We start from the raw sequence: 26913 nt of genomic DNA on the forward strand, positions 1-26913 counted from the left end.
TTATTTTTATGATACGACTGGTCTTTTTTGCGCCTTACCCAGGAATGCAGTCAACTATCCGGCAGGTTATCGCAGAACGCCCGGATCACGATGATTTTCAATATGAAATCATCCAGGATTTTTTTAATAATCCACTGGATAACATCAACGCAGATATCGCCATTGCCCGAGGATTTACCGCTCATACCATGCAGCGAAAAGGAATTGCCTGTACGGAATTAAAAGTATCCGGTTATGACGTCATCGCTGCCATCCAGAAATGCCGCCGCAAAGTTCCGCTAAAAAAGCTGGCACTTGTCGGTGCATTTAATATGGTCTACAGTTCAGAAAATGCACATTCCATCTTCCCTGATATTGAGATCACCGCTTACCCCATTGTGGAAGAAACCCAGCTCGAAACCATGATCCAGAAAGCAATCGCAGACGGAAATGATGCCATTGTGGGTGGACATACTACTGTTCTTCTCTCAGAGAAATATCATATTCCGGCTGTGATGATTGAAACTGGCCGTGAATCCATCAATAATGCGATTGCTGAAGCAAAACTTGCCGCAGAAATCTCTTTCCGTGAAAAAGAGCGCAGTAATGAAATTGCCAATATTATGAACTATTCTTTCCAGGGCATTATCTCTACGGATCGAGAAGGATATATTACCTTTGCCAACTCCTACTGCCACACGGTTCTAAAGGATGTCAAAACTCCATTTATCGGACATGCCCTTCAGGAGTATTTTCCAGACCTGGCAGTAAATGATGTCATACATAAGGGAAAGAAATTTCTTTCAGAGCTTCACTACTGTCAGAGCATCCCTCTGATGATTAACTGTGTACCAATTGAAAGCGAATACGATAATGCCGGATGCGTACTGACCTTTCAGAATACCGCCCAGATTCAGGCAGAAGAAAGTCAGATTCGTAAAAAAATGCATCGTTCCGGTTTTACCGCCAAATATCGTTTCTCCCAGATCATTCACAGCAGCCAGATCATGGACTCCGTCATCTCGGATGCCATCAATTTCAGCTACTCGGATTCCAATATCCTGATCTATGGAGAGACCGGTACCGGAAAAGAACTGTTTGCCCAAAGTATCCATAACAGCAGTACCCGGCGGAATAATCCATTTGTCGCGATCAACTGTTCCGCACTTCCGGAAAACCTGCTGGAAAGTGAATTATTTGGTTATGTGGAAGGTGCTTTTACAGGTGCTGCCAAAGGCGGAAAGATGGGTTTCTTTGAAATGGCTCACAAGGGAACTATTTTTCTCGATGAGATCGGCGATATCTCCCCAAAACTGCAGAGTCGTCTGCTTCGTGTCCTGCAGGAAAAAGAGATTATCCGTCTGGGAAATGATACGGTCATCCCCATCGACGTCCGTGTCATCTCCGCTACCAACAAAAACTTGAAAGAAGCAGTAGCCGCCGGAGAATTCCGTCAGGATCTTCTCTATCGTCTGGACGTTCTGGAGCTGAATCTTCCACCACTCAGAAAGCGTGGTGCGGATATCTCCCTTCTGCTTACTCATTACATTGAATTTGAACATGAACGAACCGGCTGCCGGTTAAAGTATCTGAACGATCGTGCACTCCGGCTGCTGGAAAATTATCCATGGCCCGGCAATATCCGTGAAATGCGTAACTTCTGCGAACGTCTCTGCATCCTGTGCCAAAAGGATACGGCAGATACCGATGATATCTACCGTGCACTCCCGGATATTGCTTCACCCACTCTCCTGCAGACAGAAAAACAGCCAGAGAGGTCTCCGACTGTTTCTGAAGAATTTCCTGCCTATGATGAGAAAGCAGAAATATTAAAAGCACTGGCACTGTTCCGCAACAACCGCTCCCGGACTGCAGAATATCTCAATATGCATCCAAGCACCTTGTGGCGGAAGATGAAAAAATACGGAATTTAACTAAACCTCCACCTCATACTCCACGCTGGCAAACGTGATTCTCATTCCGTTTTCCAGCGGAAAGAGTTCATAAGGATCCAGCTGAATCCGGTCTGCCCATGTTCCATTGGTAGAATTCAGATCTTCCAGATAGTAGGATGGTCCTTCCTTTGTGATACGGGCATGGATTCGGCTGATGGTTTCCGCAGGAATACAGCCATCTACATTGTCTCTCTTTTTACCGATCAAAAAGCTTTCCCCTTTAATATGAAAATCTTCATATTCTGGATTACGGCTTTTCAACAGTAATCCTTCTCTTTTTTCTGTTTTCAGATAAGTAGTCTCTCCGATCGAATTTTTCTCCCGCAGAAACAGCACGGCTCCACTGTCGATCTGGTCAGCCTCCGCCAGATAGTCTTCCAGCTTTGATTTTTTCGGTTTTTTCTTGAAAAAACTTCTCCAGCTCCCGGTCTTCTCCGGAATCTCCTCCTGCACAGAAACCTGTTCCAGCACATTTTCTTTTATATTTGCTGCCTCCGGCTGACACTTTCCTTCTTTTTCTGTCCGTTTCATCAGTTCTTCCAGACTGAAATTTGGTTCCATTGCCCGCTGATAGAGATCGTATCCAAATTCGATGCCCGCTGCATCACTTTTATCCAATTTTCCCAGAAAATACTCAGCCAGATTCAGAAATGATTCTCTGATGTCCTTTTTACAGGCAGGATAGTAGCAAAGACACAGCCGCTCTGTTCTGGCATGAAGATAGATATATTCCGGTTCCAGAATGAAATGTTCCGGATTCAGCAGATATTCTCCTGCCGCCTCAAGAATTCTCAGCAGTTCTCGTAAAAATCCTTTTAATTGCTCACAGTTTATCTTTTTCCGCTCATAGGCCAGCTGCAGGCTCTGCCGTCCTGTAATCTCATAGTAATATTCCGTCCGCTGCTCATGTTCCTGACACACGCATGGGAGAAATCCATAGATTCGATTTTCTGTAATCATGCGCACCTCATACCCGTCTTCTCTGTGTTCATCCGTCAGTATCATATAGTTACTGTTTAAATCTCTTTTATAATGTACATTCATTATAGTTATTCTCCATTCTTTTTCCGTGTAAGAAAAAGTTTCATTCTGAGCGCCGGACACGGCGATATCCGATATAATGTCCGCTCCGTCTCTATCCTTATTTTCCGGAGGAATGGTCCGGTTCCGGAAACGCGGATTCTGGCACGCACCGGGTTCACATCCACCGTGATATCCGGTGCTTCCATCCACAGAAGCCGTTCCTTCAGTTTTTTCTGCAGCTCCTGCCGGATCAGATCTTCCATTTCTCCGGAAGTTTTTTCTTCTCTGTAAATCCCCTTCATTCCTGCTTCTATCATCGTATGGGCACATACGGCACAGTCATGTGCATACAGCGTAAAATAAACCAGATATACCATAAGAAGACAGACCATCGGTACCAGATACGCTGCTTCCAGCACAAAACGCCCTTTTTTTCTGCTCCATCTGTTCACAGCAAATACCTCCCCGCAATATAACCCGCCGTCAGGAAAGGAACAAATGGCAGCTCCTTTTCTTTCCGCAGGATCCCCGCACCTGTGCACAGAACACATCCCATCAGCAGCACAGACACAATTTCCTCTGCAGAACACCACATCCCCATTCCCAGTATCAGCCATCCATCTCCATATCCGATTTTTTCCCCGCTTGCCGCTGCCAGTAATAAAAGTGTCATTCCCGGCCACAAACAGACTTCTGTTCCTGTGACAAATGCACAGATCAGACCTGTTCCCAGAAATTCCAAGAGTACTGCAAAAGACAGTTCTCTGTCACGGATGTCCTGTAAAGACAGCAGCAGCAAATGTCCCATAACCCAGACATCTTCCGCTACGCTCCACATCGTGAACAACACCTGAGCCCTTCCGTATGAGACAGCGGAACTGCCATCACTGTTCTTTTCAGCCCCTGACAATTTCTGCTGTTATGATAACTGATTCCATAGTCAGCAATATAAACCATCCTTCCCGGCGATTCTTTTCTGACACAGTATTCACAGGGGCCATATTTTCCTCCGGATTCATTCCGGCAGTTCGGAAGCTCTGCCGCAGACACCATATGAACTGACAGCTTCAGATAGGTACAATCTCTGCTTTTATGATAAACTTCGCCTCCTGGTGTCTTATAGACCATCTCCTCCTGTCCGTTTCCTGCAAAAGTCTCCCCCGTATATCCTGTCCATCCGCGAATTTCCACTTTCCGTATCACCGGATTCCGCACTGGAAACAGTGATACAAAAGGAAGTTCTGCCGTCTCATAGTCATACAGCCTGATATAGGGATCATCTCCCGTGATCTGACCTGCCGTTACCGCCAGCATCTCTGCCTTCTCCATAAGCCGCCGGTATGCCTGTCCATTCTGTGCTGTGAAGACAAACAGATACAAAAGTGCCGTCACTGCACACAGAAAGAAAGGAACTGCCATTGCCGCTTCCAGCGTCATGCTCCCTTTTCGTGAGATGTACAGGGAAGCTCTTCCGGAATCATTTGTAAGATGTTGGGTGTTGGTCCTCCTTACGTGGGGTGTCTGGAGAGAGAATAGATTGTAATACCGAAAGAGCATCCCTCTGCACCTCCCTTCTTTCCTTTTCTTTATTCATAACGGTAACTTCGTTCCATCTGAAGGCTATCCATCCAGATCTGCGCAGTCAACCGGTCAATACAGTGGTCCACATGAATCCGTTCACATCCGGCATTTTTCTGCAGCTGGCCCTCAATGATATCCAGTCCCCTCATGGCCAGTGTTTCCGAAGACTGTATGGTCAGAAAAAGCCGCAGGAATGATTCATAACTCATTCCCTTCTGTTCTGTCTTCTGTTCATCATAAGCGCCCGGGTTCCCCATAAGCGCAATAATTCCTGACAATGGAACCTGCCAGTCCTCTTTTGTTTTTACAAGAACCACTTCCTGTCCTTTCAGAAGCTGGCGGACCTCCACCAGGCTTTCTCCATAAGCCCAGCCCAGTAAAATCAGATGCTTCACTCCTTTTACCAGAGCCTCATTGCCTGTCACTGCAGCCAAAACAACAGCGAGAAGTTCCGCTTTTGCCTTTGCTTCTTCATCCGTAAGCAGGTATCCGTAATTCACGCCTTCCCGCAGAAGCAGGATTCTCCTTACAGTTTCTTCCAGATTCTGTGCATCTGATGCATTTCCCCGACAGATATATTCCAGTTCATAGTCAAGATACCGGTCATTTTCCGATTCTTCTGCCATATCCGCCGCATGCCTCATATACTCACACAGATAGCTGACAAACAGCTGCTTATTAAGTACCGTATCTTCTGTACCAAGTTCGGCCCCTGTTCCTCGGGAAAGTGTCCTGTGCGATGGTACCTGCTCCAGTGATATTTCCTTCTGCGAGATCGCTTCCGGCTGATCCATCACCTGCTGCAGCGTGAACCGATTCCACATACCATCCCAGTTCTCCGCTTCCGAAGACATCTCTTCTTCGCCCTCTTCATATTCATAATCCACGACAGAGCCTTCATACATTTCGCAGTCTTCCTGAAAGCTCCGGCTGTCATCTTCCAGTTTCTGTTGAAAAGCCTCGTCAAAAATCCAGTCTTCTGCCAGCGACAGTCCTGTCTCTTCTTTTATCACCTGCACTGCCTGACGGTAAAAAACCGCTCCCTGCCCATCCGTCAGCCTGACCGGGTCTTTGACAGATACTCCCTGAAGAGCCAGACCCTCCTGCGTTTTTCCTTCTGCATCTACCGTGTTCAGTTCCGCAAATTTCCAAAGATGTGCACAGATCTCATCCATGTTCTCCGTCCCGCTTCGAAAAGACGTATCCAGTGCAAACAAACTATATTCCTTCAGAAGATGCGGTTCATATTCAGAAAATAGGGAGAACAGTCCGCTCTCCGCGGCCTGCTCCGCCTGTCTTCTCGCAGACTGCATTCTGACCGATTCTAGGCACACCAGATAAAGCGCCAGAAAGACAGAAAATCCAAGTGCAAGCCAGATGCTCATCTGCCCGCTGCGCCTCTCAGACACTGCTGCTCTGCGAAACAATTTTTTCAAAAATATCATTTACTACTCCGGTGATTCTGGTTTTAAAAATGATAACCAGACCAATCAATACCACAAAAATTTTTACCTCCTGCTCGAAACCTTATAATTCAGGAGTTTTTACAGAAAACACATTGTATTTTTTGTCTATCACTTTCTCTTAAAACGTCACATTGACGTCATATCGCAATTGTATTTGATGTCATTTTGGCGTCAGAAAAGCATCGTACAATATCAAATCTATTTCAAATCTATTTTATAGTGCTCTATAAATCCTGAAATTCATCCAAGATCCATTCTTCAATCCAACCTTCCAAATCTGCAGGAAATAATTCATTTTCTATAATAAATTTTCTAATTTTTTTAAGTGCATCTCTGTATAAGTAATCCATGTAGTCAATTTTTAAATAAACAATATCTGTATATTCTTCCTCTATAGAGGTCTCTTTTCCTCCAGGTCTGGATATTTTAAGCGATCCCCTCATTAAATTTCTTCTACAAACCTCATCATCTTTGCATAGTTCAATTAGTTTGGTTTCTCTTGCAAGCTGCTTGTACGTAATTCTTTCTTCCCCAGCGAATAATCGTTTAAGAAAAACATATCTTTGTGCCTTTTTCATTTTCAAAAGCACAGCATGCAATTGTTCTTTGATTTCATCCGATTCAATTTCCGAAACCGAATCATAATTTGATGCCACTTCAAATTTTTCAATTTCGTCAATATGCACCTGGGTTTCCATATAGTTAAGCACATCCTTGATTGATTCTTTTGAGAGAGGTTTTGCATTGCTTATCTGTGTCTGTGCTTTGTAAATATCCTCTATTTCAATGGTGTCATATGGTTTCTGCATTGTCGTAGCTATGTAGTTCTTTGCTTTCCTTACTCTATTTGCCTTATCGAGCTGATGTTTTTTTAACCCTGTTTTTTCTTTAAATGCTTCCCGGACAGCATTTTTTATGTGATTAGCTATAAAAGTATCTATACTATAACCATCCTGTATTGCAACCACAGCAGGATCGTTATAGGTATGTAATACTTGCATAACGGAAACAAGAGCAATATTGGTAATTACATCTGTATACTCCATAATCTTGTTTTTATAGGCAGCCAACTCTGCTGCTTTTTTAACCTCTGGTTCTAAAATTTTACAAAGATAATTTTCAAATTCCCTAACTTCATCAGGCGATATTCCAGCAATCTGCGGATATCCGCATATCTCTTCTGGACGATTGCGGATAACATCTAACAGTCTTGCCATTCTTGTAAGATACGATTTTTTACTTTCAACTTTGTTGTCAAACACTAATTGCGCTCTCATTTTCCATATCCTCCCTACGGATATGTGGCCCACCAGTTGGGCGAATCCGTAGTTGTCCGGAAAATTCCAGATTTGGAAATGGAAAATATATTTTGTGATCCACCAGAATTTCCGGTGAGCCGCAAAACGGAGCAACAAAAAAGAGCCTGCAAAACAGACTACCCAAAATTAGGTAGTACTCCGTTTTGCAGGCTCTTGTCATGCTTAATAGTTAAATACCTTCTTAATGAAGATTATTATCTAAAACTATTCAAGTGCTTTTGCTCATGCAAACTATTGTAAATATTGCCGACCTTTTCGGTTCTGTCGCAACATTACTCATTCTATATTAAATTTTTGAATTATTTTCTACTATTCTTCAGCTTTAACAGCTTTGTACTCAAATGTACCATCTGCCACCGTAATAAGCCATTTTCTTTTGCACTGCTGATTCGTACAAATAATCTCTATCTCCCCACTTTTAATTCTAAGCATCTTACTTGAACATTGGGGGCAGGAAGCCCAATACATGTCATTCGATATCTCTGTCATTATATCCTCCACAAAAATAGCCGTAGCAAATCATAAAAATAACATGATCTGCCCCGGCTATGTGGTGGCTTAATGCCCCTGTGCTCAAGTAGCAATAGTATATTAACTCACATATTTTTTGGCTTTAGCTTTATAAGCCTTCATCTGATCAAAATCCCACAACACCAATCGTCTGCATATATGACAATTACTTGATTCTTTGCCTTTTGCAGAATATGTATAAGTCTTTCCCTTGTGACAATAAGGACATTCTATAACCCCATCTTGTGTCAAATCATTCAGATCAACTATCATGTCTTCTATATCCATATGATTTCCTCCCATTTTATCTTTCATAAATTCCATATATTGATTTTTTTGATTTAAATAGTCCAGAATTATCTTCTTTTGGAACAGAAAATCCCAAATTGCTAAAAAATTGATATAGATTATCTCTATTTGATGGCGGGATCATATCAAATGGATAGTCCAGCCAAATTTCTCGACTATTCATCCCGCGAATTATCACTTGATAAGACGGCTCTTTCCATGTAGAACCACTTTTCCCACTCAGGTCCTTGTTTTTGATTAGTTCTATTTCCGTGACCCCCTTTTCTCCGCCGACAAAATACAGAGAAGCCCCAAACCATTCTATATCTGGTTCTTCGATAGCAAGAGCCCTGTTATATCGAAATCCATACTTATAGCTTTGTGAAATTGTCAGATTATTATTATACGCAAACAATCTAATATCTGATTTGCTCTCGATTTGACTGTAGTGCAAATCATATCTGGATTCTTCCCCCTGATATGTCCATTTCCCATCTTTTTGAAAAAAATGAAGGCACTTATTATGGGAAATCTCCATGTTCACACAATTTTCTTCTTTTTTAATTGCACCAATTTTTAGCAAAATTTCTTGCGTTCCAGCACATCCCTGCCCTGCATATCCACAAGTCAGGCCATGAAACCAGTACTCCTGCTCCTTAGACTTGAGTACAAATCGTGGTACATCTAGCATAATTTCTTGGTTTTCATCATTTTTGCCATCTGCAATAAGATTATAACGTCCATCCAATATTGCATCCCACTTGTCGTAATATACCCAGACATCTGTAACCTCTTCTGGATTGATTTCTAAATTATAAAATGCTTGTAACGCCTTACTCGTCGACGAACCAAGTATCTCATGATATGTAGATTTATTTCTTTCTGCAAAATTTTCAAAATAAGAAAGACTGTCAAAAATTGCTTCTTTTAATTCAATGGCTGGGATTTTGATTCCATTAAATATTGCTTCGATGTCATCCCGATTTAATAAGTTTTTAAACCCGGTTATATTTAAATATTTAGCAAGAAAATCATAGTCCACGCCAAGATACTCTCTTTTCCATCGAATTTCGCGCGTACTTTCTTTAATTTCATCATACTTCACTGATTCTGGTCGCTCCCACAAATCTTCCTCTGTAAGGTCTCTGTCTATCTCTATTGATTGAGTGATAATATCTCGCACAGGCACATTATCTGTTTTTCTAAAGATAGCCGCACTCGTAAAATACTTAGAGCCAGAGTCCACACCTATCCTGGTCCTCTCGCTATTAGGTAAGGGCTCATATCCATACTCTGCCATTACGTATTTCACGATCCAACCAATGTTTCTGCGATTTGCAACATTATTAAGTGGCATACCTTTGCAGTCCCCATATCGTTGCTCCAATTCTTTGGCGATACCTGCAAGAGCAGGTTTGCCTGCCTTGGTTGCTGTAATCATTCTATTAACGCTATCAGGCTCAGACATAAATTCAACCACCGCCTGTATATCTCTATTTTTCCCAATTGTTGTCTTGTCAAGTATCTGTTTTGCAATTTTTCTCATTTTGTCTTTTCCTTCTTAATTTTAACAATTCCGTCCCTCATATTTATAATATCAGATGCCCTTTCCTTTGTCAATGATAATCTAGTAACTTTTTGTTACTCTTTTTTCATAGTTTCTTTTACATGCATCAGAATAAACATTTTATTTCTGCACAAAAAGAGCCTTGAACAGCATCTATCTGTTCAAAGCTCTTTTATAAATATATCTACTTTTAAAATCTGCACTTATGAAGTCCTTTTTTAATAAGCCCACATTTCCGTTTCTCCGGAATAACAACTACGATCCCATGCCAAATGTGTACTTAACCAGCATCTCTACCACAAATCCAGGCTTCCATGCGGGCCACAATGCAATGCACCCTGTCTCCCCAGTTCAACAAACCAGATCAACTAAACATTCATACTCAACCAAAAAATATGTATATATTGTATATTAAGCTTTATTATTAGTCAAGATATTGTAGTTCTTCATCCACCATAGATTTTGTTATCTGCAATCTTCTTATTTCTGATAAATATGGATCTCTCCATAATTGATTGCCTTATTCAATTCTTCAATCTCCGCTTCTTTTACATAGATGGTAAAACTCTGTGCCACCCCTTCATCTGTGGTCAGTTCATTTCCAGAAGAATCAAATGCAGCAGCCACATAGACATCCTCTGCATATTTCACCAGCTCATCCGTTGCCGGATCCACCGCATAAACATCAATGATAGCTCCTTCCCGTACTTTTCCATTAACTCCCTTGTCAAAATTGGATACCGCAATGCTTGTCATCTCATACCCGGACTGGTACTTATCGAGCCTTGCATCCGTTGGTTTCAGGCTCCCGGAATAAATGATCTGACCATTTCCAATGGGAATGTTGGTGTAAAAACCTTTTTCCTTTAAGTCATCCATGGAAGTATATGCATCCTTGCTGACTGCAGCCCCATCCACAGAAATCACCTTAAAATACTCATCCACCTCATCCGGTGTTATATATGCATTCACCCTCAGATTTTTGGATGCCACTACCACATTTTTAAGTAGCGTATCACGTTCTGTTATCTTATCCATTACAAGATAGAGTGCTGCCACCAGTGCTGCCGTAATCAGAAGCGGAACAAGCACGATCCGAATGACATCCATCCCTTTCTTCTGCAGCTTGGTTTTTTCCCGCTTGTCCGTCTCCTTGATACTTGCCTTTTTCTCAAACATATCTATTCCTCCGTCAATTGATTTCCAGTGTGCAGTATAGATCCCTGCTTTTTTCTATCGGATCTCCACCGATCAGGCTTGATAGTTCAAATGTAACCTTTCCATAGGCACTTGTTTCTTTGACTGTTTTCCCTGTGGGTGTTACCACATCACCCAGCACACCCTTTGTCCTGCTCCTTCCGCCAGACGCATGGAAGGTGGTAATCGTCACCTCTTCTCCCTCCACTTCATAGCAGATGAACACCGGATACTGTATATTCCCATAAAATTCCTCTTTCGATTCTATGGCATCCTTCATGCAGTCCCGATACAGTCTGTAACTCTCATCCAGATTCCGAAACTTTATAACTGCAGTCCCTGTCCCTTCCCATGTTTCAAAATAATAAATATCATCTGCAACAAGGGAAGCCAGAACCGAATCTGCCAGGGCATCATCCACATCATGCTGGATCGTCATAAGCTTTGCACTGGCAAGCATAAAGAACGTAATGATAACCATGATGATCTCCATGGTAAAGAGCATTACGTACCCGACTGCGCCGGTTGCTTCTTTCTTCTCCCACATATGGTCTCCTTACTGTTTTGCCGTAGTCTGACGCTGAATGGTAATGGTAGTCGGATGACTTGCCACCTGTGAGACCCCACCTGCAAAAGCCAGAATGTTATCATCATAGGTTCCCGTGATCTTAAGATAGATCCGATCCCCATAATCCACTTCCGTTTTCGTGGTTCCAGTAAGGTTGATATCATAAAGCCCATATCCAGTAAGCTCCGTAATAAGAGCCTGCTCATCCTCCGGTTTTAAGTACCCTTCTGTTTCCATGATTAAAAGCGTCTCCCGCGCAGCCTGTCTCATGCTCCATTTGTCATTGATGGAGGAAAAAGCCCCAAATACAATAACAAGAAATGCACAGACCATAACCAGACTAATCATGCTCACCAGCATATTTTCAATCACTGTTGCCTCTTTTTTCCGAAACAAAATATTTCTCATGCCACTCCTCCTGCTCAGAATGCGATCTGCATATCAAGAAGTTTCATAATGATACAGTAGAGGATCATGAGCAGCAGATCAAATGCCACCAGAAGCACATACACCATTGTCTTATTTTCAAGGACAATACATTTTCGTTTATTTACGCCTGCCTGTCCCCTTTCAATGTTGTTTTCCAATGTTTTCAGTGCTTCTTCCACGTGCCCGGTCGTCTGCAGGGATTTAATTACTGTACAGAAGCTCGCAATCTCTGGAGTAGTAAAGCTCATCTCAAATTCATTTAAGGAATCCTCCAGACTTCTTCCGGCATCCAGATTACTTCTAAGCTTAATCATCCCCATTTTAAGACGCTTATTCTCTACCACCAGCACCGCATCCCTGATGGCATCAATGATGTACTGACCACCCCGTTTTCCATAAAGCACGGATCTGCTCATCTCACAGATATCCGCCATCATGATCTCATTCGACTGCCTGTTTTCCACCGAAAGATAGATGTCCAGAAAAAACCATGCAACTGCAACCATCCCTGCAATTATCAGGTATCCTTTATCCACTCGAAAGATTTTTTCTGCCAAAAGATAAGTAACCCCACCTGTAACAAACGCAAACAGGGCTTTATACAAATACCACTGGCTGACAAGAATGCCGTCCCTCACAAAAATATCCGCACCACACTTCTTAAGCTTCATCTGCTTACGCAGCACAAACTCTGTGAAGTGTTTCCCTTTCTTTAAATGCTCAAGCTGCTCACGCGCATAGGTCTTTACATCTGTCCCTCTCTGGCTCAACAGAAGGGACTGGATCATCGTAAAGATCAAAGCAAAAATAAAACATAATAATAAGCCTACAACCATCTTTTTCCCCTCTACTTATCAACGCCAAAAAGTTTTGCCACAACAAACAGATATAAAAGTCCTGTGATAAATAAAAGGAACTGTCCGATCAGATTTCCGGTCAGGATCGCTTTTACATCTACCCCTATGCCTTTTCCAATAAGAACCACGATAATCACACTCATTACGGATACAGAAATCAGTGTGATCTTCATACTAAAGAGAATGTTCTTCCGCTCCTCCCTGGCACTCATTGCCTCTGCCACCTGATTCATCATCTGCTGCAGCACCTCTTCATAATTGGCCTGATAGTGCATACAGTTTTTAAGATTCACCAGAATGGTCTGGAAGGTCCGGTTATCAACGGACTCTTTCATTACATCAAAGGCGAAATCAATGTTTCCGGTCTTTTCCGCATCCATAAGGAACCTTCTAATCAGTTCCCGTACCGGCCCATCCATGCTCGGAAGCGTTCTTGTCATAATGGTTATGATATCAGAGCTTCCTTTTGCGTGATTGGAAAGGATCGAGATAAAAAGACTCGTATCCTCTTCAATCCGGTTATAGGTTCTGCCTGATAAAAAGACCACCACAAGTACCTCTGCTGTCATCACTGCTGTAGCAAGAAAGATGCTTAAGAATACATTTCTGCTCACCCTGCTTCCAAGTACCGCCACAGCCACAAAACTTGCAAGCAGGATCCCGACAAAAACTTCACCGGACAGAAACGAAAAACCGTTTTTCAGCCCGCTCATGGTCACCAGCCGGTCTACTTTATAGAAAAAACTCCGATTTTCAATCACGCCATACTTTGAAACAAACCAGTTCTCTTCCTTTACCTTCTTTTCCAGATTTCCTCTGTATCTCCCATAGATCTTCTGAAAAAGACTTTGCTCCACAAACGCTCTGTGGATGAGAACACTGGCTGCAAATATGCAGCTACTGATTACCATCCACAGGATCACTCTCATCGGATCCATCTGCTCCACTCCTTTCCTGTTCTTCTGTCGCACTTGCACCTATCACGATCTCTGATTCTTCCATCCCCGGATCTGACATGCTTTCCAGATCTTCTGTTTCCCCGGTTCCAATATTAAGACTGGGATCAAAGATACAAACTCCATATTCATCATATTGTTTGATCGGATCATTCCAGTCGATGTCCGGATCATAGGGAAGTCCATTGTATGCTTCCAGATCTTTTTCTGCCACATACCGGAAAAGCCCGACTCCCTGTACAAAGTAATACCCAGACTTAAACCATTCCGGAATCTGGATCCGGATACAGTTTGCATGTAAAAACTCATAGTCGTAGCATACGAACCGCTCCAGCTTCCCGAAACTGCGAATGTCAGCAGTGAGCTTAAAGTCCTGATAAAAGGTTCCGGTATAAAACTCACAGATATAAGACTCGTCTTTTGTAAGCCCCAGCACCGTACCTCCCGCACTCACTGTCTCTTCATTCACTTCCATCCCGCCTACCTTATCAAGGAACAGCCTGTCAATGGTATCAAACTGTGTCACCTGTGCTGCCTCTGACTTCATATCTACAGAATATTTATAGTCATCCTCATTCGTCTCCGCGTAGGTAATGTAGTAGTGCCCGCCACCGTCCGGTTCCATGTTGGATATGCCAATAGAATATCCATAATCCGCAAACCGCTCAAAGACAATCTCTTCAGGAACCTTGGTATCCGAAATATAGAGAAGGGAATTCTTACTGGTAACGGTAGGAATCTCCTCGTCCTTTTCGGATGAAATCCAGATACTTCTCGGATATTGGTCAATGTCAGAGAGTTCGTCTCCCTTAAAGTTGATGTCTCCCACCGGGCAGGTAAAAAACACCGGCTCTCCCGTCCGATCCTGACCCAGATCATTGCGGATATCCGTTTCCTTCGGATCATTCCAGACATATGCTTTTCCAGAAGACAGCTCATACACATTGGCACTGGCATTTGGCTTCCCATCCTGTTGCCCTTCAAAGGTCTCAAAAATACTGCAGCCGGAAAGTGACAGGCACAATGGAAGAAGAAAGCCTGCTACTGCCCACTTTTTCATGGTTCCTCCTTGGTAAAGGGATATACTTTTTCCAAGACAAGTTTTCCCTTCTCATGGTCAAAATCCGCAATCCGGACAACCTCATCCACTCTGAAATCACGCAGATGCACCACATATTCAAATCCCAGAAGCTGCTTTAGTGCTTCCCGGTTTCCATAGCCGGTTGCCTGGGAGATATAATCTGCCATCTTCTCTACTGCCATCTCACAGCTTTCCCCGTGAACAGATGTCCAGCATTTATGCCCAGTCATGGAAGCCTTGGAAAGCCCTGCAGCTTCGGATCCTTCCTTCACCTCCCCTACGATCACCCGGTCCAGATCCACAAGAAGTGCTACCCTTGTGAGATCTCCCAGATTGTAGCTAACCTTGCTGTCCCCACCATTTATCATGACGTGAGCTGCTATCAGATCCGGATGGTTAAGATCAAAGAGTTCCGCATTCTCCTGACAGATCATTACCGAGTCCGTTTCCGGAATCTTTTCCAGACAGGCATTCATAAGGGTTGTTTTACCGGATGCCCCCTTTCCTGTGAAAAGGATCCCTTTCCCGCGGATCATACGGTGTAGCAGCAAATCGAACTGCAAATGTTCAACGGAAATATAGGGATCTATAATTTCCTCCCCGTCATCCTGTTGGCTGCTCTGCTCCGAAAACATTCCCATCTGCTCCAGCTCCTGCAGTGAATATTTGTTTTTGGGAATTTTTCTAATAACAACACATGGACTTCCTCCGACAATCAGAAGACCACTGATAACAGCAAGCCGCAGGATAAAATCTTCCTGCTCCGCATCTGTGAAAGTCTGGATCGCATTTGCAGTTCCAAGATTCACCTTGTTTCTCTCTAATAGTCTGGTTACAAAACTTTGATATGCTGCCTCTGACGGAAAAGCCAGATTGGAAGTTTCTCTTCTTCCCTCCCGTTTGATTCTTATATGTCCTGCATCATGGATCTTGATATCAGAAATCGTTTTATCATGGATCAGATCATCAATCAGGCCATATCCCCAGATCTCCTTTTTTACAAAAGATAAGGCTGCAGCCCTCTCCTCTGCAGTCATTTCATTTCCATCTTCATCCTGATACTCAGAAAGGCTTTCTCCAATGCTTGTCAGCACCGCCTCCCTGTCAGACGAAAGATTTCCATAAGTCCGCTTATTTAAGTTATTTAAAATGCCCTGCCCCTGATTCTCATAAAACTCATCCACAAGGGACAGCGCAAGATTTCTTAATTCCGTCTCTCTACTCAACCTGTTCCTCCATAATCACCTCATGATGATAGCTTTTCGGCTTCACTGCTTTTACGTAAACAAGTGCTGACAGAAGCAGGATCGCTATCACAAGTACAAACACCAGAAGCCTGACAAGCAGTTTTCTCTGCTCTCTGGGATTCGCATTTCTTTCCCTTTTCAAAAGCAGATCTTCCTCTTTTTTCAGTTCCTCCGCCCTTTTCTTTATAAGCTCGATATCTTCGGTTGACTCATACCTTAATGTCTTTACCGGCTTGAAGAAGTAGCAATACAGATACTTCCCATAAGTCAGATCCTCTGTATAATTACAGCCAAAAGCAATGCCGACCAAAATACAGCCCAGAAATATGAAAACACATACCACTCTTGGTGTATGAAGAAACATCGGCATACAGACATTGGCAACAATCCCTGTCAGAAGGCAGCAAAAAAAGATGAGCTTCTGAAGGATGCTCTGCCCTTTCAGGGCATCTATCCCAAAGAGTGCATCTGCATCAATTTCCTCTAAATTCACATTTCTCTCCATCTGCGCCATAGCCTTACCTCCCTACAACATCCGTGAAATTACAGAATCCGTACCCTTTACCAATCCCGAAATCACAATGGGTGTAATGGATGCCTGAACCGTCATCATAATGCAGTTTTCAATATCACTGTTTCCTTCCAGTCCAGCACTTATAAGATTCGTGCAAAGCGTACATCCTGTTTTAATAATGACCACCATCATGGCTCCCGAGATGCAAAAACCAAAAAATGTCTTCAAAAACTGGAACATACTCCGTCCGATCTCATGACCGCCCGCTCCCATCGCTACTGCGATCCCTGCAAAGGGCATAATAATGAGTGGTTTTAAGATCCTTTGAAATGCTGAACTTATGATGGACAGGCAGCTTGCCACCATGACAAGCACAAGAATCACTCCACCAATCAGCAGAAGTGCTGCGCAGCCAAGGGCTTCAAACAGTTTCCCAATCCACTCTCCGGAAAGCTCAAACTCCGGAAGCTCCAATGCTTCATGAATAATCCGCTCCAGGTCTCCTCCCATGGACAACCGATAACCGCTTGCTGTTCCAATACCTGCAGTAATTCCATCCGAAAACTCTATGATATAACCAAGGATCTCCCACAGATGCGCTGCAACAAACAGGATGATGCAATATCTCACACTATCCATTAAAAATCGCTGTGCCTGCTGTTCCGGCGGGCTTGTTATCACGGATTTATAGATTGCAATTACAAAAAAGCAGGTAGCAATGGGAATCGTTGCTGCAGAGATACTGTTGTATAAAGAATGCACCGTCCCATAAGGTGAACCTCCTGCAGCCGTCACCGGGCTTGTGGAAAAGAGCGTCATGGCAAGTTCCATCAAGGTGTTCCAGATCGTGAAAGAAGCATTATAGAGTGCTTTTACAACTGTTTCCATCACCGTTCTCCCTTAAGTCAAAATCGAAACGAGTGCTCCAAGTCCGAGCAGCACGCCACCTGCCACCACCGAGTAAACTGCCTGATGCTCACCCTGCTGATCCATCTGCCGAAATGCCATCGCAAACTTGATTCCACCATAAACCAGCATGACCGCACCAATCGAGGTTCCAAGTGTAATAAGAACTCCTTTCAAAGCGTCAATTGCGTGTGTATAAGCCATGTATTTGTCTCCTTTCCGTATTGGTAGGACCCTCGCCCTTCGTAAGTTATGTAGGACACCGCCTTTCCTAATCCGAATTGTCAGGAGATGTTTGGCCAAAAAAATACCCCGAACTGGTTATTGCACCAATTCGAGGTTTTGTATTTGTTGTGTATTCCGTTTTTTAGGCTTGTGACAAAGGTAGCTTATGATCTGTATACCATTCCCACCCCATCCCCTGCCCGTCTCCCTGGGGATGGACAAATGCAGGCAAAAATCTTTGGATTCTTACCATCGCGGGAGGCGCACAGCATCTGCATTTTTCAAACAGCTACGTATTTCTCTGCACTCAATCCTTCGACTTCACTTTATGTCTCAGATCACGTAATTCTTGCTCCCTGGACGTAAGAAAGTTCATCATAAATCTGAACTCATCATCCGAAATCAGATGAGCAATCTTTAGAATGAGTCGGATAAAATGCTGTGAATCTTCTGATAAATCATCATAAGTCTTCAGGAATTGTTCTGTTTCCGTTGTACATTCCAATTTTTTTCCCATTTGAGACGACTCCTTCTTAATTACATTTTCTTTATTCTTTTCAGGGGATAACTAAACAGTGAGGTATTATTCAGTGAATTACTATTTACGAACTCATTATATATAATAAGACCATAAATGTAAAGGAGATGATCCTGTGAACTACGGAAAATTGGAACTGAATATTGACCGCATTTTAAAGGAGAGAGGCATCTCCAAAAATCAGATTTGCAAAGATCTGGATATTCCCAGATCAAATTTCAATAGATACTGCAACAACAATTTTTGCCGTCTGGATACAGGTTTACTATGTAAACTATGTTATTACTTGAATCTTGAAATCGGCGACTTGATTACGTATAGAAGACCTGAATAGCAAAGTATTCCATAAGATATCCTTGCCTTTATATATTTAATATCACAAAAAAAGGGATCGCACTTATGCAATCCCCATCTGCTTAATAAAATCCTTGATTTCTTCCGTGTCAGACCGCTGGTTAAAGAGATCTTTGATATCCTTCACGCTATAACCTGCCAGAATCAGTGGCTTTAAGAATCGGATATGGATATTGGAAAATCCATCATTGATAAGATTTCTCACCACCCTGCAGCGTTCACGATACTCTGCTGCTTCGCACTCTGTTCCATCGGAATTGATCTTAAATTCTTCCAACGCAATTTTCCGCATCATATCATGCTTTTCCCGATATTTTCTTGCATTTTCATTTAACAGCTTACGTTCCTTAGCTGTAAGAATGATATTCTCCGGTTTCACATTCATCCTGACTGCTTCATGGTAGGCAAGTGCCTCTTCGACCGTAATATGCACAATTTCTTCTCCACCTGCAACCAGTTTTTTTGCTTCCTCTTTCGCCCTGGAGCCGGAAAAGAATACCGGAGAAGTGTCTGTCCGTCTTCCCTTCCGAATCTCCTGTCTCTTTCTTGGATCATACGGATTATGCTTCCTGCAGAGAAGCTTTACAAAATCAGTCTTTTCCATCTGACACTTGGTCTGATATAAGGGAGCCGTACCCTTTACAACAATCGCACATTCCCCATCTTTTTTCATTGCAAAAATGTCCTCTGCAGATAACAGACTTTTTTGCATCACATCCTCTGACCGGCTGCTGGATCCCTTATAATCCTTGGCATTTGATTCGCTTGCTTTATGGATCGTCTGGGTGCCAAAATGCTTTGATAGATATTCACAAGAATCCATATCAGGTGCACCTAAAATATCAATAATGGAACAGTTACCGATCAGGTCTTTGTCCATATCAAACTTTGGAAATTTTCGCTTTAACTGGATTAAGTTCTGCACAATGATAACTGCACTCATGTTACGGCTTCGCATTGTAGAGAGCTTTTCTACAAAGGAATCCGGCAATGTGACATTTGCAAACTCATCCATCAGGAAGGTCAGATGCTGTGGCAGCGTTTCATGAAGGTTTGGATCAATCGCCGTCAGGTGGTACAGCTCATCAAAATAGAGCGAATACACCATAGATGGAATCCAATCATAATAACGCTTATCCTCACTGGTCACAATAAACAGAATCCGTTTTCCTGCAGGGGCTTCTTTACATGGCTTAGAATATCCAAAACTCTTTGCAATCTTTATCTCATCCTCTGACAAAAGATCAATCACACATTTCAGCTTCATGTATCTGCAGTGTGCATCCAATGATGCCACAATAGAGCTTGTTGTTTCCGCAGCGCCGTTATAATACTTCTCAACAGCAACATACCCTGGAAAGTCCGTTTCCATATGCTTTTCTTCCTTCCAAAACTTCTGTGCCTTTTTTGCAATATCAAGGATCCCACCTGCCCTGTTATCTATGGAACCATCTTTACTCGTATATACACATGTTGCATCCAACAGCTTCACAAACGTGCTCCAGTTCTGGCTCTCCTTCGGATAATAATAATGGATCAGATAAATAATACTGGTTAAGAGTACTTCCGCAGACTGCTCAAAAAACTGGTCATTTCCACCGCTGTCTTCTGCAGGTGTCGTTGCTTTCATCAGGATCCCTGCAATGCTCATGATATCTGACTCATTCCGGATATACTCAAACGGATTAAAATGGATGCTCATTGGCATTCCATCCTCTGATTCCACATTCATAACCATCACTTCATACCCATTATCCTCAAAGTACTGCCCAGTCTGCTTATAGAGTTCCCCCTTCGGATCTGTCACAAGAAAGTTTCCGCAAAGCTGGGACAACATCGGGCGGGCAAGCCGGAATGATTTACCGGAACCCGGCGGCCCGACTACCAGCATATTTAAGTTGGACGTCTTTTCATTATGGATGGAAAGATACACATCCTCTGCTATCCAGTAATTTGCCGTATTCACCTTAAGCGGATGATCCAAGACCGCATCCCCCGTTACCACTTCCACCATATTTTTCTCATCATGATTTGCAAAAAGCTTCGTAAACTCCTTTGCATCTCCCCACTTCGCATTACCAAATTCCTCACCAGCAAACGGATGCTCAATCTGGGTGAAAATGATGATAAACGCCATCGAAAATCCAACGACAAAAGATAACACAAACGTGGGTGTTGCTGCTGTCACTCCTACAATAAAATGGTGCTGTTCAATAATGAATGATTGAAAGTTGTTCACAAATTCACTCAAATCATTCCCATCTATCCACACTGCTCCAAATAAAAAACCAAGATATACACATATAACCACACCCATTGTGTATATCATCAGTGTTTCCTTCACGCTTCTTGTATGCTTTTTGACAGATCGCTCCCTCATAAACAGATCAATCATAAAGAAACTCCCTATCTTGCTTTGTTCTTTGTCGCTGCCAAATCTTTGCTTTCACCTTTTGCTTTTCCTTCCAGTGCCTTTAAAATCTCATCACCAGTAAGTATTTTTTCTTTTCCGTCAGAACCAATATAAGAGTATTTCTCGTCGGAACGTATGGACACCTTGGCATTTTCAGAATCCATTCCCACAAGTGAAATTCCCTCGACTAACCCATCATCAATCTCCAGTGATAAAATCCTTTTTTCACTTGGCATAACTGATTCTGCCGGAACGGTAACTGTAGAATAAAAGCTTCTGGCATAGACAGATGCCTGCTCTGTGTCCTTCTTTGCCTGGTCAATTACAATTTGAGCTTCACCAGATATCCCCTGCCCGTCTTCCCGGGCTTTGGTAAAATTTGTATCTAACCCAAGAATATAGTCGTGCAAGTTATCTTCACTTCTCATGACGGTCATCGGCTCATCCCTCATCATACCTGCATCCCGCAAAATTCCAGTTAGCTTTTCATTCCATAAAGCCATCGTAACGCCTCTGTCAGATATCGGCTCAAGCTTCGCACCTGTCACCGGATCCGAGACTTCATAAACTGAATAGACCAGCCCCTTTTCATCGGTTTCAAAGCTTCTTTTTACTGTAAGAAGCGTATCATCACCTGTTTTCTGGCTGTAGTACAGTTCATTTGACTCTGGAACCAGCCCTTTATCGCGGATGGGATACATACAGTCCTCCGGCATAAATTCTCTTACAACACCGCATGTCTGTGCCTGCAGCATGGCAAGATCCGGATTATCTAAAAACTCTGTGTCCTTCGCCTGCTTCAGATAGTCCGCAAAATCGAGGACATTATTTTTTTCCATCTTTCCCTTGGACTCTGCCAAAAGCTCGCTGTTCTGGTTTCGCCCCTGTTCAAGAGCCTCCAGCTCTTTCATGATCTCTTCTTTCTTTTCCGGTGTTTCCGCATCTTCAAGTCTGTCTTTCGCTTCGGATATCTTCTCCTCATAAGACTTATCAGTTGCCTCCTCACTCTCCACACGCTTTCTCATGTAAGCTTTGATCTGCTCATCATGAATACCAAAATCCTGTGCAAGCACTGCAACCGGAATGTAATCGTCATTAGGGTTAAGATCTGGCATAATACAATATCTTAATCCATTCTTCTGACAGTAATATTCAAAGGGTGATATCCTCCCTTTTCCTTTTATGTCCGGATCATTTGTAATATCAATGATTGGTTCAAACATTTCATTGGGAAACTCAAGAATCGGTGCCATTCCCTCACTTGCTTCCTGAATTTTCTGCCATGAGGAACTTCCCGGTTTGTTAAGCCATTTCTCATGATTCCATTTATGTAAAGACTTAATGCCACTTACCATGGCTGCGATCATCGCCTTTGTTCCCTTCAACAGATAGTAGATCCCTTTATATTCGAGATCGACCACCTGTGCAATTTCATCTGCCATATCCTGCTTCTCCTTATGGTCTTAGTACTAAAATGAGATTTTTTGTTCTCAGGGTCTGATATACAACCCCATGTTTTTCATTGAATGCTTCCACGACCTCTCCGTTCCCTACGTACACCGCCACATGGTATATTCCCAGAAATCGTCCGTTATCATGACCACCATAAAAAATTAGATCCCCAGGTTCCATGTCCTTGATATCCAGTCTGGTAGAATTTACAACCTCGCCTTTACTGTAGAGCTTGCTTGCCTCCGCCGCTGCTGTCGGAGGATAACCACCCCCATAGCTGATATCAACCCCTGCAGCCATCCAACAATAATAGACCAGTGAAGAACAATCATATGCACTGCCACTTGTTCTGTCTGTCTGCGAATAGGGATATCCAACCTTTGAAAGTGCGTACCTTATCACATCTTTCTGCCTGCCCGTTGCACCGGAATCTTCAACGATTTCATCTATCTCTTCTTCATCAAGTGATTCTTCTGCAATGATGGATCCACGTCCTGAATATTTTGATATGAATCCAGTAACGGTTGTAGTCACTGTATTGATAGAGGTAAACATTCCTGCAATCAGTGATACCAATATCATGAAAACACTTAAGTATAGCAGCACCACCATCATATGCGGTGCGATCACACCTGCAATCTTTACAAAAAGACTTTTCAGATACGTTGCCGGATTAAGAATTTCTGTAATCGCACGGACTGCTCCGGAATTTCCATCTCGAAAAGCATCCCCTGTTACCTTTTCCGTTCCAAGTTCGTTCCCAACCATGCCCTTTGCCCGGAGCATCTTGGCAACGGCTGTTTTCCTTGCTGCTTGTCTCTTTTCCTTGGTAATCTGCTTCTTTGTGGTATTCATCCGGGAGCCCTTCTCAGCTTCCGTCCGTTTAAAAGCTGCTGTGCTCTGGATCACTCCATCTTCTCTACCCTTTGTACCGGTTCCACTATTCCCTGCAGCATCTTTTATTTCTTTTGATTTCAGGAATCGCCTTAATTCCTTAATTTTTGCCGTATGCTTACTGGCAGACAGAGAAGCTGCACTACTTAATGCAAAATCAACTTTTGCTGATGCCACATCCCCATCTTCATTGGAAAATCGGGAAGCCTCCTCTGCTGCAAAAGAAAGGGCATAGTCTTTAAATTTGACAGCATCTGTAAACTCTGCCCCTTCCTTCTTAAACGCCATATCCGCCTCCATCTGTATTCACGATCTCATAAATCTCGGATCCCTTACTCATACGCATATCAAACGGGACTGTTATACTTCCCATCTTCAACAGTCCGGTTCCACTCTCGGCATTGTCCACAAAATTGAACATTGCCGGAGATATATTAGGCAGGAACTCCATGAGCTTTCTCTTATCTACGGATGACTGGGATAACAGTGCAAAATACTCTGTATTGGAAAGAATTGCAGATAATTTTCCTGCATTCTCATCATTTAAGAGGTCTGACATGTTCTGGGTGATTCCAGTTATAATTCCCTTCATTTTCCGGATCTCTTTCCAGAGCTTCAAGACAAAATTAGCTACTTGATCGACTGACAGAAGTTCATGGAACTCATCAATATAAAGATGTGTCCATCTGTCCAGTTTTGCATTTTTCCTAATCTTCCCCCGTAAGGTTTCCATCATAATAAGCATACTTGTAACTCGGAGATTATCCTTAAGCCCTGCAATATCAAATGCAACCAGGCGATTACTCAGATCTACGTTTGTCCTATGATTAAAAAGGTTCAAAGATCCATTTACAAAGATTTCCATTGCTGCAGCAAGGTGATCTGACAGGTCTGTCCCTTCATCCAGCAATCCCTGATATACATCCTGCAAAGTCGGTGAATATGCACGCACCTGTTCTTCCGTTGAAAGGTTCTCTGACAATGAAAGCTCTGGAACTTCCATTTTCATAAACTCCGGCACCTCGTATTCCACTGATTTTTCATTTTCCCCATTCAGCCTTTTTCGCATGCTATAATTTGCTGAATAGACCTTATCAATCACCCGATCCACAATGCCTTGTTCTTCTGCTTCCATATCTCTTTTTAAAAGCGAAGAAATCAAGGTCAGAATAAAATCTGCCTTTTCCGAAATGATTTCCCGAAGTCCCGCATAATCAACTCCCTCGAAGTCCACATCCATCGGATTTAAATAGAACTCCTTCTTTGAATCAAAGCAGATCACTGTTCCATGCATTTTCACCACCACCGGACCATATTCCGACTGCGGATCCACAATCAGGATCTGATCTGCCGGATTATTCAGATACAGGGAGATCATCTCACTTTTGGAAAATACACTTTTACCAGAACCTGACTGTCCCAGAATCATTCCATTATGATTTTTCAGAAGCTTCTTATCAGCAAAAATAGCATTCTGCGACAACTGATTGATTCCATAATAAATACCATTTTCGTCATTCAGTTCCTGTGTCTTGAATGGCATAAACATGGCAAGACAACTGGAAGAAAGGTTCACGACACGCTTGAACTCCTGTATTCCGTATATCAATACTGAATTAAGAGCCTCTTTTTGCATCGAAAAACAGCTCTTCAATGTCAGACTCTTTAGCGAAGCGGTATTCTTTAATTTTTCCTCTATCTGCGACAGTTCCTCTTTTGTATCTGCCAGAAATAAGACAAGAATCGTTGTGTTGAAATAGTGGTCATCCAGGCTATCCAATTCTTTCATGAACCGATCCAGTTTTTCCTTCTCGTTCAAAAGTTTTTGTGATGCATCTGCCAGATAATCGTTGTTGTTCCGATTACGCTGCTTTTCTCCCTCAATCTTCATTCCCACCGCCATGTATTTTCTTGCAATCTCCTGTTTATAACCGGAAATATCCAGAAGTTCATTATTTACAGTGACATAGCTGGTACAATTGATCTTGGACATAGATGTCAAAATATCTGACTCTAATGTTTTCGGGTAATTATCTATGTACATCACTTTCCCGTAAATTCCATTCATCACAAAGGATTCATTATCAAATTCAATAGCGGCACAAGACAGAATGTTGATAAAGTCCAGTCCTCTGGTTATTGCTTTGTGAAACGAAAACTTATATTCACTGCCAAGGCCTGTGTGCGTAAAGTTATAGATAAGCTGCATTCTCTCGTCTATTGAAAGTGCTTTCATGGATGATCCCTGCATCCCATTAAGCCCCAGCCCTATAAATGCAGATCTGATTGCCCCTTCAATTGACATAAATGTTGCTCTGGCGTCTTTCGCTCCATCTGCAGTAATAGTAAGGGTCAGATAAATGGTCTGATAGAGCCCCTGTTTTGCATCAGACAGCTTCTCCCTGATTATCTGATTATAAGAATCACGCAAAGCATCATCTGGATCCCCACGTTTCTTATACAAAATTTTTTCGTGAAAGTTCTTCTCATCCACATGCTCATTCGCAATGCTATAAGAAAATCTGCAGGGAACACCTTTCAGGACCTTGGAAAAACTTACAATGATCGTTTTCTGTTCCTCATCTGTTATGCCTGCAAAATTGATGTCACTAAGCTTATAGGTCTTTGAATACCGGTGCTCTGGCAGAATAAAAATCCCGCTCTCCTCAATGGCTTCCACAGAGAAAATATCCTGGACACTATTTACTTCTGACTTTACCGGGGGATCGTACACTTTTGTCTGCTCGTATTTTGTCCTAATCGCTGCCATATTCTCTCCTGAAAACCTCATCCATTGTTGCCACATCTACATTTCTCAAATTTCTGTTGGATTATCCTCGATCTTCATACGAAGCCGACGCATATAGACCGTAAGGGTACTACTGTCGATATAATTCCCGTCGCAATCCCATCCGTCCGCATTTTTACCGCCTCGTCAATACTAACGCCCTTGACTTCTGCAAGCTCCGCGATGGGAGCATCAAATAGCCAGCGCCGCTCCTCCGCAGCAATCTGCTCCGGGGTCAGCAATACATCGTCGTTCTTACTCAGATAAAATTCCTCCTTTCCGCTTGCCGGAGCAGGCTGGGCGGGGTCGTCCATCAGCTCTTTTTTTTGCAGGACGGCCTCCGTTTCCGCCATAAAGCGGTAAGCGTCCGCTTCAGTAAACTCCTCCGGCGTTTTTCCATTCCATAAGCGCGTTCCATCCGCCCCGTATCTTCTCGGCATAAGCACCTCCTCCTGTTAATGAGCGCCAAAGATACGCTGGGCAATGCTCCCGGTCTTAAAGAGCATGAAGCAAAGCAGAACCGTGTAGCCCACAGTTCCCCAAATCGCCCCAATGGGATCGCCGCTTGTTGCGATGCCTTGAATGAGCACCGCGTAAATTGCAACACATACAAGGATCAGCAGCCCTTGAAAGCCCACGGCAAACAGGGACTTGATGTAGTTCTGTCCGGTGCCGCCAAGCTCCCGGTTGGAAAGCGTAGCAACGGGGATGGGGGCCAGACTGGTCAGCAGTAGGGTAAGAACCCGGCGCCTTACCATATCACTATGGCAGGTTTCCGAGAACTCCCCTCCGAACCGGACTTACAC

Annotated in this window: 26 protein-coding genes and 2 pseudogenes; 2 read left to right on the forward strand and 26 right to left on the reverse strand. The window is 43.0% G+C overall.

Annotation, left to right across the window (positions count from 1 at the left end):
- The first annotated feature begins 8 nt into the window (after positions 1 to 8).
- Complete coding sequence (locus tag LKD36_RS14430) at positions 9 to 1913, forward strand: sigma 54-interacting transcriptional regulator (protein WP_308460031.1); 1905 nt, start codon at positions 9 to 11, stop codon at positions 1911 to 1913.
- Here LKD36_RS14430 and LKD36_RS14435 read toward each other — a convergent pair whose 3' ends face one another.
- From LKD36_RS14435 to LKD36_RS14530, 20 genes are all read right to left on the reverse strand, one after another.
- A complete protein-coding gene (locus LKD36_RS14435; protein WP_308460032.1) occupies positions 1914 to 2978 on the reverse strand; it encodes a DUF6382 domain-containing protein in 1065 nt (354 codons plus the stop codon). It abuts the gene before it with no gap.
- Positions 2979 to 2983: 5 nt separating this feature from the next.
- Positions 2984 to 3409, reverse strand: a complete 426-nt coding sequence (locus LKD36_RS14440) for a hypothetical protein (protein WP_308460033.1) — start codon at positions 3407 to 3409, stop codon at positions 2984 to 2986.
- Positions 3406 to 3795, reverse strand: a complete 390-nt coding sequence (locus LKD36_RS14445; protein ID WP_308460034.1) for a prepilin peptidase — start codon at positions 3793 to 3795, stop codon at positions 3406 to 3408. The genes LKD36_RS14440 and LKD36_RS14445 overlap by 4 nt, the downstream gene beginning before the upstream one ends.
- Positions 3783 to 4394 carry a hypothetical protein gene (locus tag LKD36_RS14450; RefSeq protein WP_308460035.1) on the reverse strand — a complete coding sequence of 204 codons (612 nt, stop codon included), beginning with the start codon at positions 4392 to 4394 and terminating at the stop codon, positions 3783 to 3785. Before LKD36_RS14450 ends, LKD36_RS14445 begins: the two co-directional genes overlap by 13 nt.
- A 149-nt stretch (positions 4395 to 4543) precedes the next feature.
- Complete coding sequence (locus LKD36_RS14455) at positions 4544 to 5983, reverse strand: DUF5702 domain-containing protein (protein WP_308460036.1); 1440 nt, start codon at positions 5981 to 5983, stop codon at positions 4544 to 4546.
- A complete protein-coding gene (locus LKD36_RS17585) occupies positions 5940 to 6038 on the reverse strand; it encodes a Flp1 family type IVb pilin (RefSeq protein ID WP_308460037.1) in 99 nt (32 codons plus the stop codon). The genes LKD36_RS14455 and LKD36_RS17585 overlap by 44 nt, the downstream gene beginning before the upstream one ends.
- A 190-nt stretch (positions 6039 to 6228) precedes the next feature.
- Positions 6229 to 7281, reverse strand: coding sequence for a hypothetical protein (locus LKD36_RS14465; protein WP_308460038.1), 1053 nt, complete (start codon positions 7279 to 7281; stop codon positions 6229 to 6231).
- A gap of 633 nt (positions 7282 to 7914) precedes the next feature.
- Positions 7915 to 8121 (reverse strand): hypothetical protein, encoded by a 207-nt coding sequence (locus LKD36_RS14470; RefSeq protein WP_308460039.1) that lies wholly within the window; start codon positions 8119 to 8121, stop codon positions 7915 to 7917.
- Between the two features lie 16 nt (positions 8122 to 8137).
- Complete coding sequence (locus LKD36_RS14475; RefSeq protein ID WP_308460040.1) at positions 8138 to 9667, reverse strand: hypothetical protein; 1530 nt, start codon at positions 9665 to 9667, stop codon at positions 8138 to 8140.
- Positions 9668 to 10168: 501 nt separating this feature from the next.
- Complete coding sequence (locus LKD36_RS14480) at positions 10169 to 10867, reverse strand: CpaB family protein (RefSeq protein WP_308460041.1); 699 nt, start codon at positions 10865 to 10867, stop codon at positions 10169 to 10171.
- A gap of 13 nt (positions 10868 to 10880) precedes the next feature.
- The gene (locus LKD36_RS14485) at positions 10881 to 11432 is read right to left on the reverse strand and encodes a hypothetical protein (protein WP_308460042.1); all 552 of its coding nucleotides are present in this window, start codon (positions 11430 to 11432) and stop codon (positions 10881 to 10883) included.
- Positions 11433 to 11441: 9 nt separating this feature from the next.
- Positions 11442 to 11861: a hypothetical protein gene (locus tag LKD36_RS14490; RefSeq protein WP_308460043.1), complete on the reverse strand. Its 420-nt coding sequence runs from the start codon at positions 11859 to 11861 to the stop codon at positions 11442 to 11444.
- Positions 11862 to 11875: 14 nt separating this feature from the next.
- Positions 11876 to 12718: a type II secretion system F family protein gene (locus LKD36_RS14495; protein ID WP_308460044.1), complete on the reverse strand. Its 843-nt coding sequence runs from the start codon at positions 12716 to 12718 to the stop codon at positions 11876 to 11878.
- 11 nt (positions 12719 to 12729) lie between these two features.
- Positions 12730 to 13677, reverse strand: coding sequence for a hypothetical protein (locus tag LKD36_RS14500; protein WP_308460045.1), 948 nt, complete (start codon positions 13675 to 13677; stop codon positions 12730 to 12732).
- On the reverse strand, positions 13637 to 14755 hold the full coding sequence (locus tag LKD36_RS14505) for a hypothetical protein (RefSeq protein ID WP_308460046.1): 1119 nt from the start codon (positions 14753 to 14755) through the stop codon (positions 13637 to 13639). The genes LKD36_RS14500 and LKD36_RS14505 overlap by 41 nt, the downstream gene beginning before the upstream one ends.
- Positions 14752 to 16002 carry an ATPase, T2SS/T4P/T4SS family gene (locus tag LKD36_RS14510; protein ID WP_308460047.1) on the reverse strand — a complete coding sequence of 417 codons (1251 nt, stop codon included), beginning with the start codon at positions 16000 to 16002 and terminating at the stop codon, positions 14752 to 14754. Before LKD36_RS14510 ends, LKD36_RS14505 begins: the two co-directional genes overlap by 4 nt.
- Positions 15995 to 16537, reverse strand: coding sequence for a hypothetical protein (locus LKD36_RS14515; RefSeq protein WP_308460048.1), 543 nt, complete (start codon positions 16535 to 16537; stop codon positions 15995 to 15997). The genes LKD36_RS14510 and LKD36_RS14515 overlap by 8 nt, the downstream gene beginning before the upstream one ends.
- Positions 16538 to 16549: 12 nt before the next feature.
- Positions 16550 to 17425 carry a hypothetical protein gene (locus LKD36_RS14520; protein ID WP_308460049.1) on the reverse strand — a complete coding sequence of 292 codons (876 nt, stop codon included), beginning with the start codon at positions 17423 to 17425 and terminating at the stop codon, positions 16550 to 16552.
- A 12-nt stretch (positions 17426 to 17437) separates the two neighbouring features.
- Positions 17438 to 17647 carry a hypothetical protein gene (locus LKD36_RS14525; RefSeq protein WP_118771258.1) on the reverse strand — a complete coding sequence of 70 codons (210 nt, stop codon included), beginning with the start codon at positions 17645 to 17647 and terminating at the stop codon, positions 17438 to 17440.
- Positions 17648 to 17975: 328 nt separating this feature from the next.
- Positions 17976 to 18185, reverse strand: a complete 210-nt coding sequence (locus tag LKD36_RS14530; RefSeq protein WP_308460050.1) for a hypothetical protein — start codon at positions 18183 to 18185, stop codon at positions 17976 to 17978.
- Between the two features lie 136 nt (positions 18186 to 18321).
- Between LKD36_RS14530 and LKD36_RS14535 the strand changes: the two genes are divergently transcribed.
- Positions 18322 to 18540, forward strand: coding sequence for a helix-turn-helix domain-containing protein (locus LKD36_RS14535; protein ID WP_118771256.1), 219 nt, complete (start codon positions 18322 to 18324; stop codon positions 18538 to 18540).
- 63 nt (positions 18541 to 18603) lie between these two features.
- Here LKD36_RS14535 and LKD36_RS14540 read toward each other — a convergent pair whose 3' ends face one another.
- From LKD36_RS14540 to LKD36_RS14570, 6 genes and pseudogenes are all read right to left on the reverse strand, one after another.
- Positions 18604 to 20889, reverse strand: coding sequence for a VirD4-like conjugal transfer protein, CD1115 family (locus tag LKD36_RS14540; RefSeq protein ID WP_308460051.1), 2286 nt, complete (start codon positions 20887 to 20889; stop codon positions 18604 to 18606).
- Between the two features lie 77 nt (positions 20890 to 20966).
- Entirely contained in the window at positions 20967 to 22415 is a 1449-nt protein-coding gene (locus tag LKD36_RS14545) for a hypothetical protein (protein ID WP_308460052.1), read from the reverse strand.
- A 13-nt stretch (positions 22416 to 22428) separates the two neighbouring features.
- Entirely contained in the window at positions 22429 to 23607 is a 1179-nt protein-coding gene (locus tag LKD36_RS14550) for a C40 family peptidase (RefSeq protein ID WP_308460053.1), read from the reverse strand.
- On the reverse strand, positions 23597 to 26089 hold the full coding sequence (locus LKD36_RS14555; RefSeq protein WP_308460054.1) for a VirB4-like conjugal transfer ATPase, CD1110 family: 2493 nt from the start codon (positions 26087 to 26089) through the stop codon (positions 23597 to 23599). Before LKD36_RS14555 ends, LKD36_RS14550 begins: the two co-directional genes overlap by 11 nt.
- A 45-nt stretch (positions 26090 to 26134) precedes the next feature.
- Positions 26135 to 26230: pseudogene (locus LKD36_RS17590) on the reverse strand (DNA-binding response regulator); the annotation flags it as partial.
- 332 nt (positions 26231 to 26562) lie between these two features.
- Positions 26563 to 26841: pseudogene (locus LKD36_RS14570) on the reverse strand (VirB6/TrbL-like conjugal transfer protein, CD1112 family); the annotation flags it as partial.
- Positions 26842 to 26913 lie beyond the last annotated feature (72 nt).

The organism is Hominiventricola filiformis, assembly GCF_020686965.1.
GTDB classification, from domain to species: Bacteria; Bacillota; Clostridia; order Lachnospirales; family Lachnospiraceae; genus Hominiventricola; species Hominiventricola filiformis.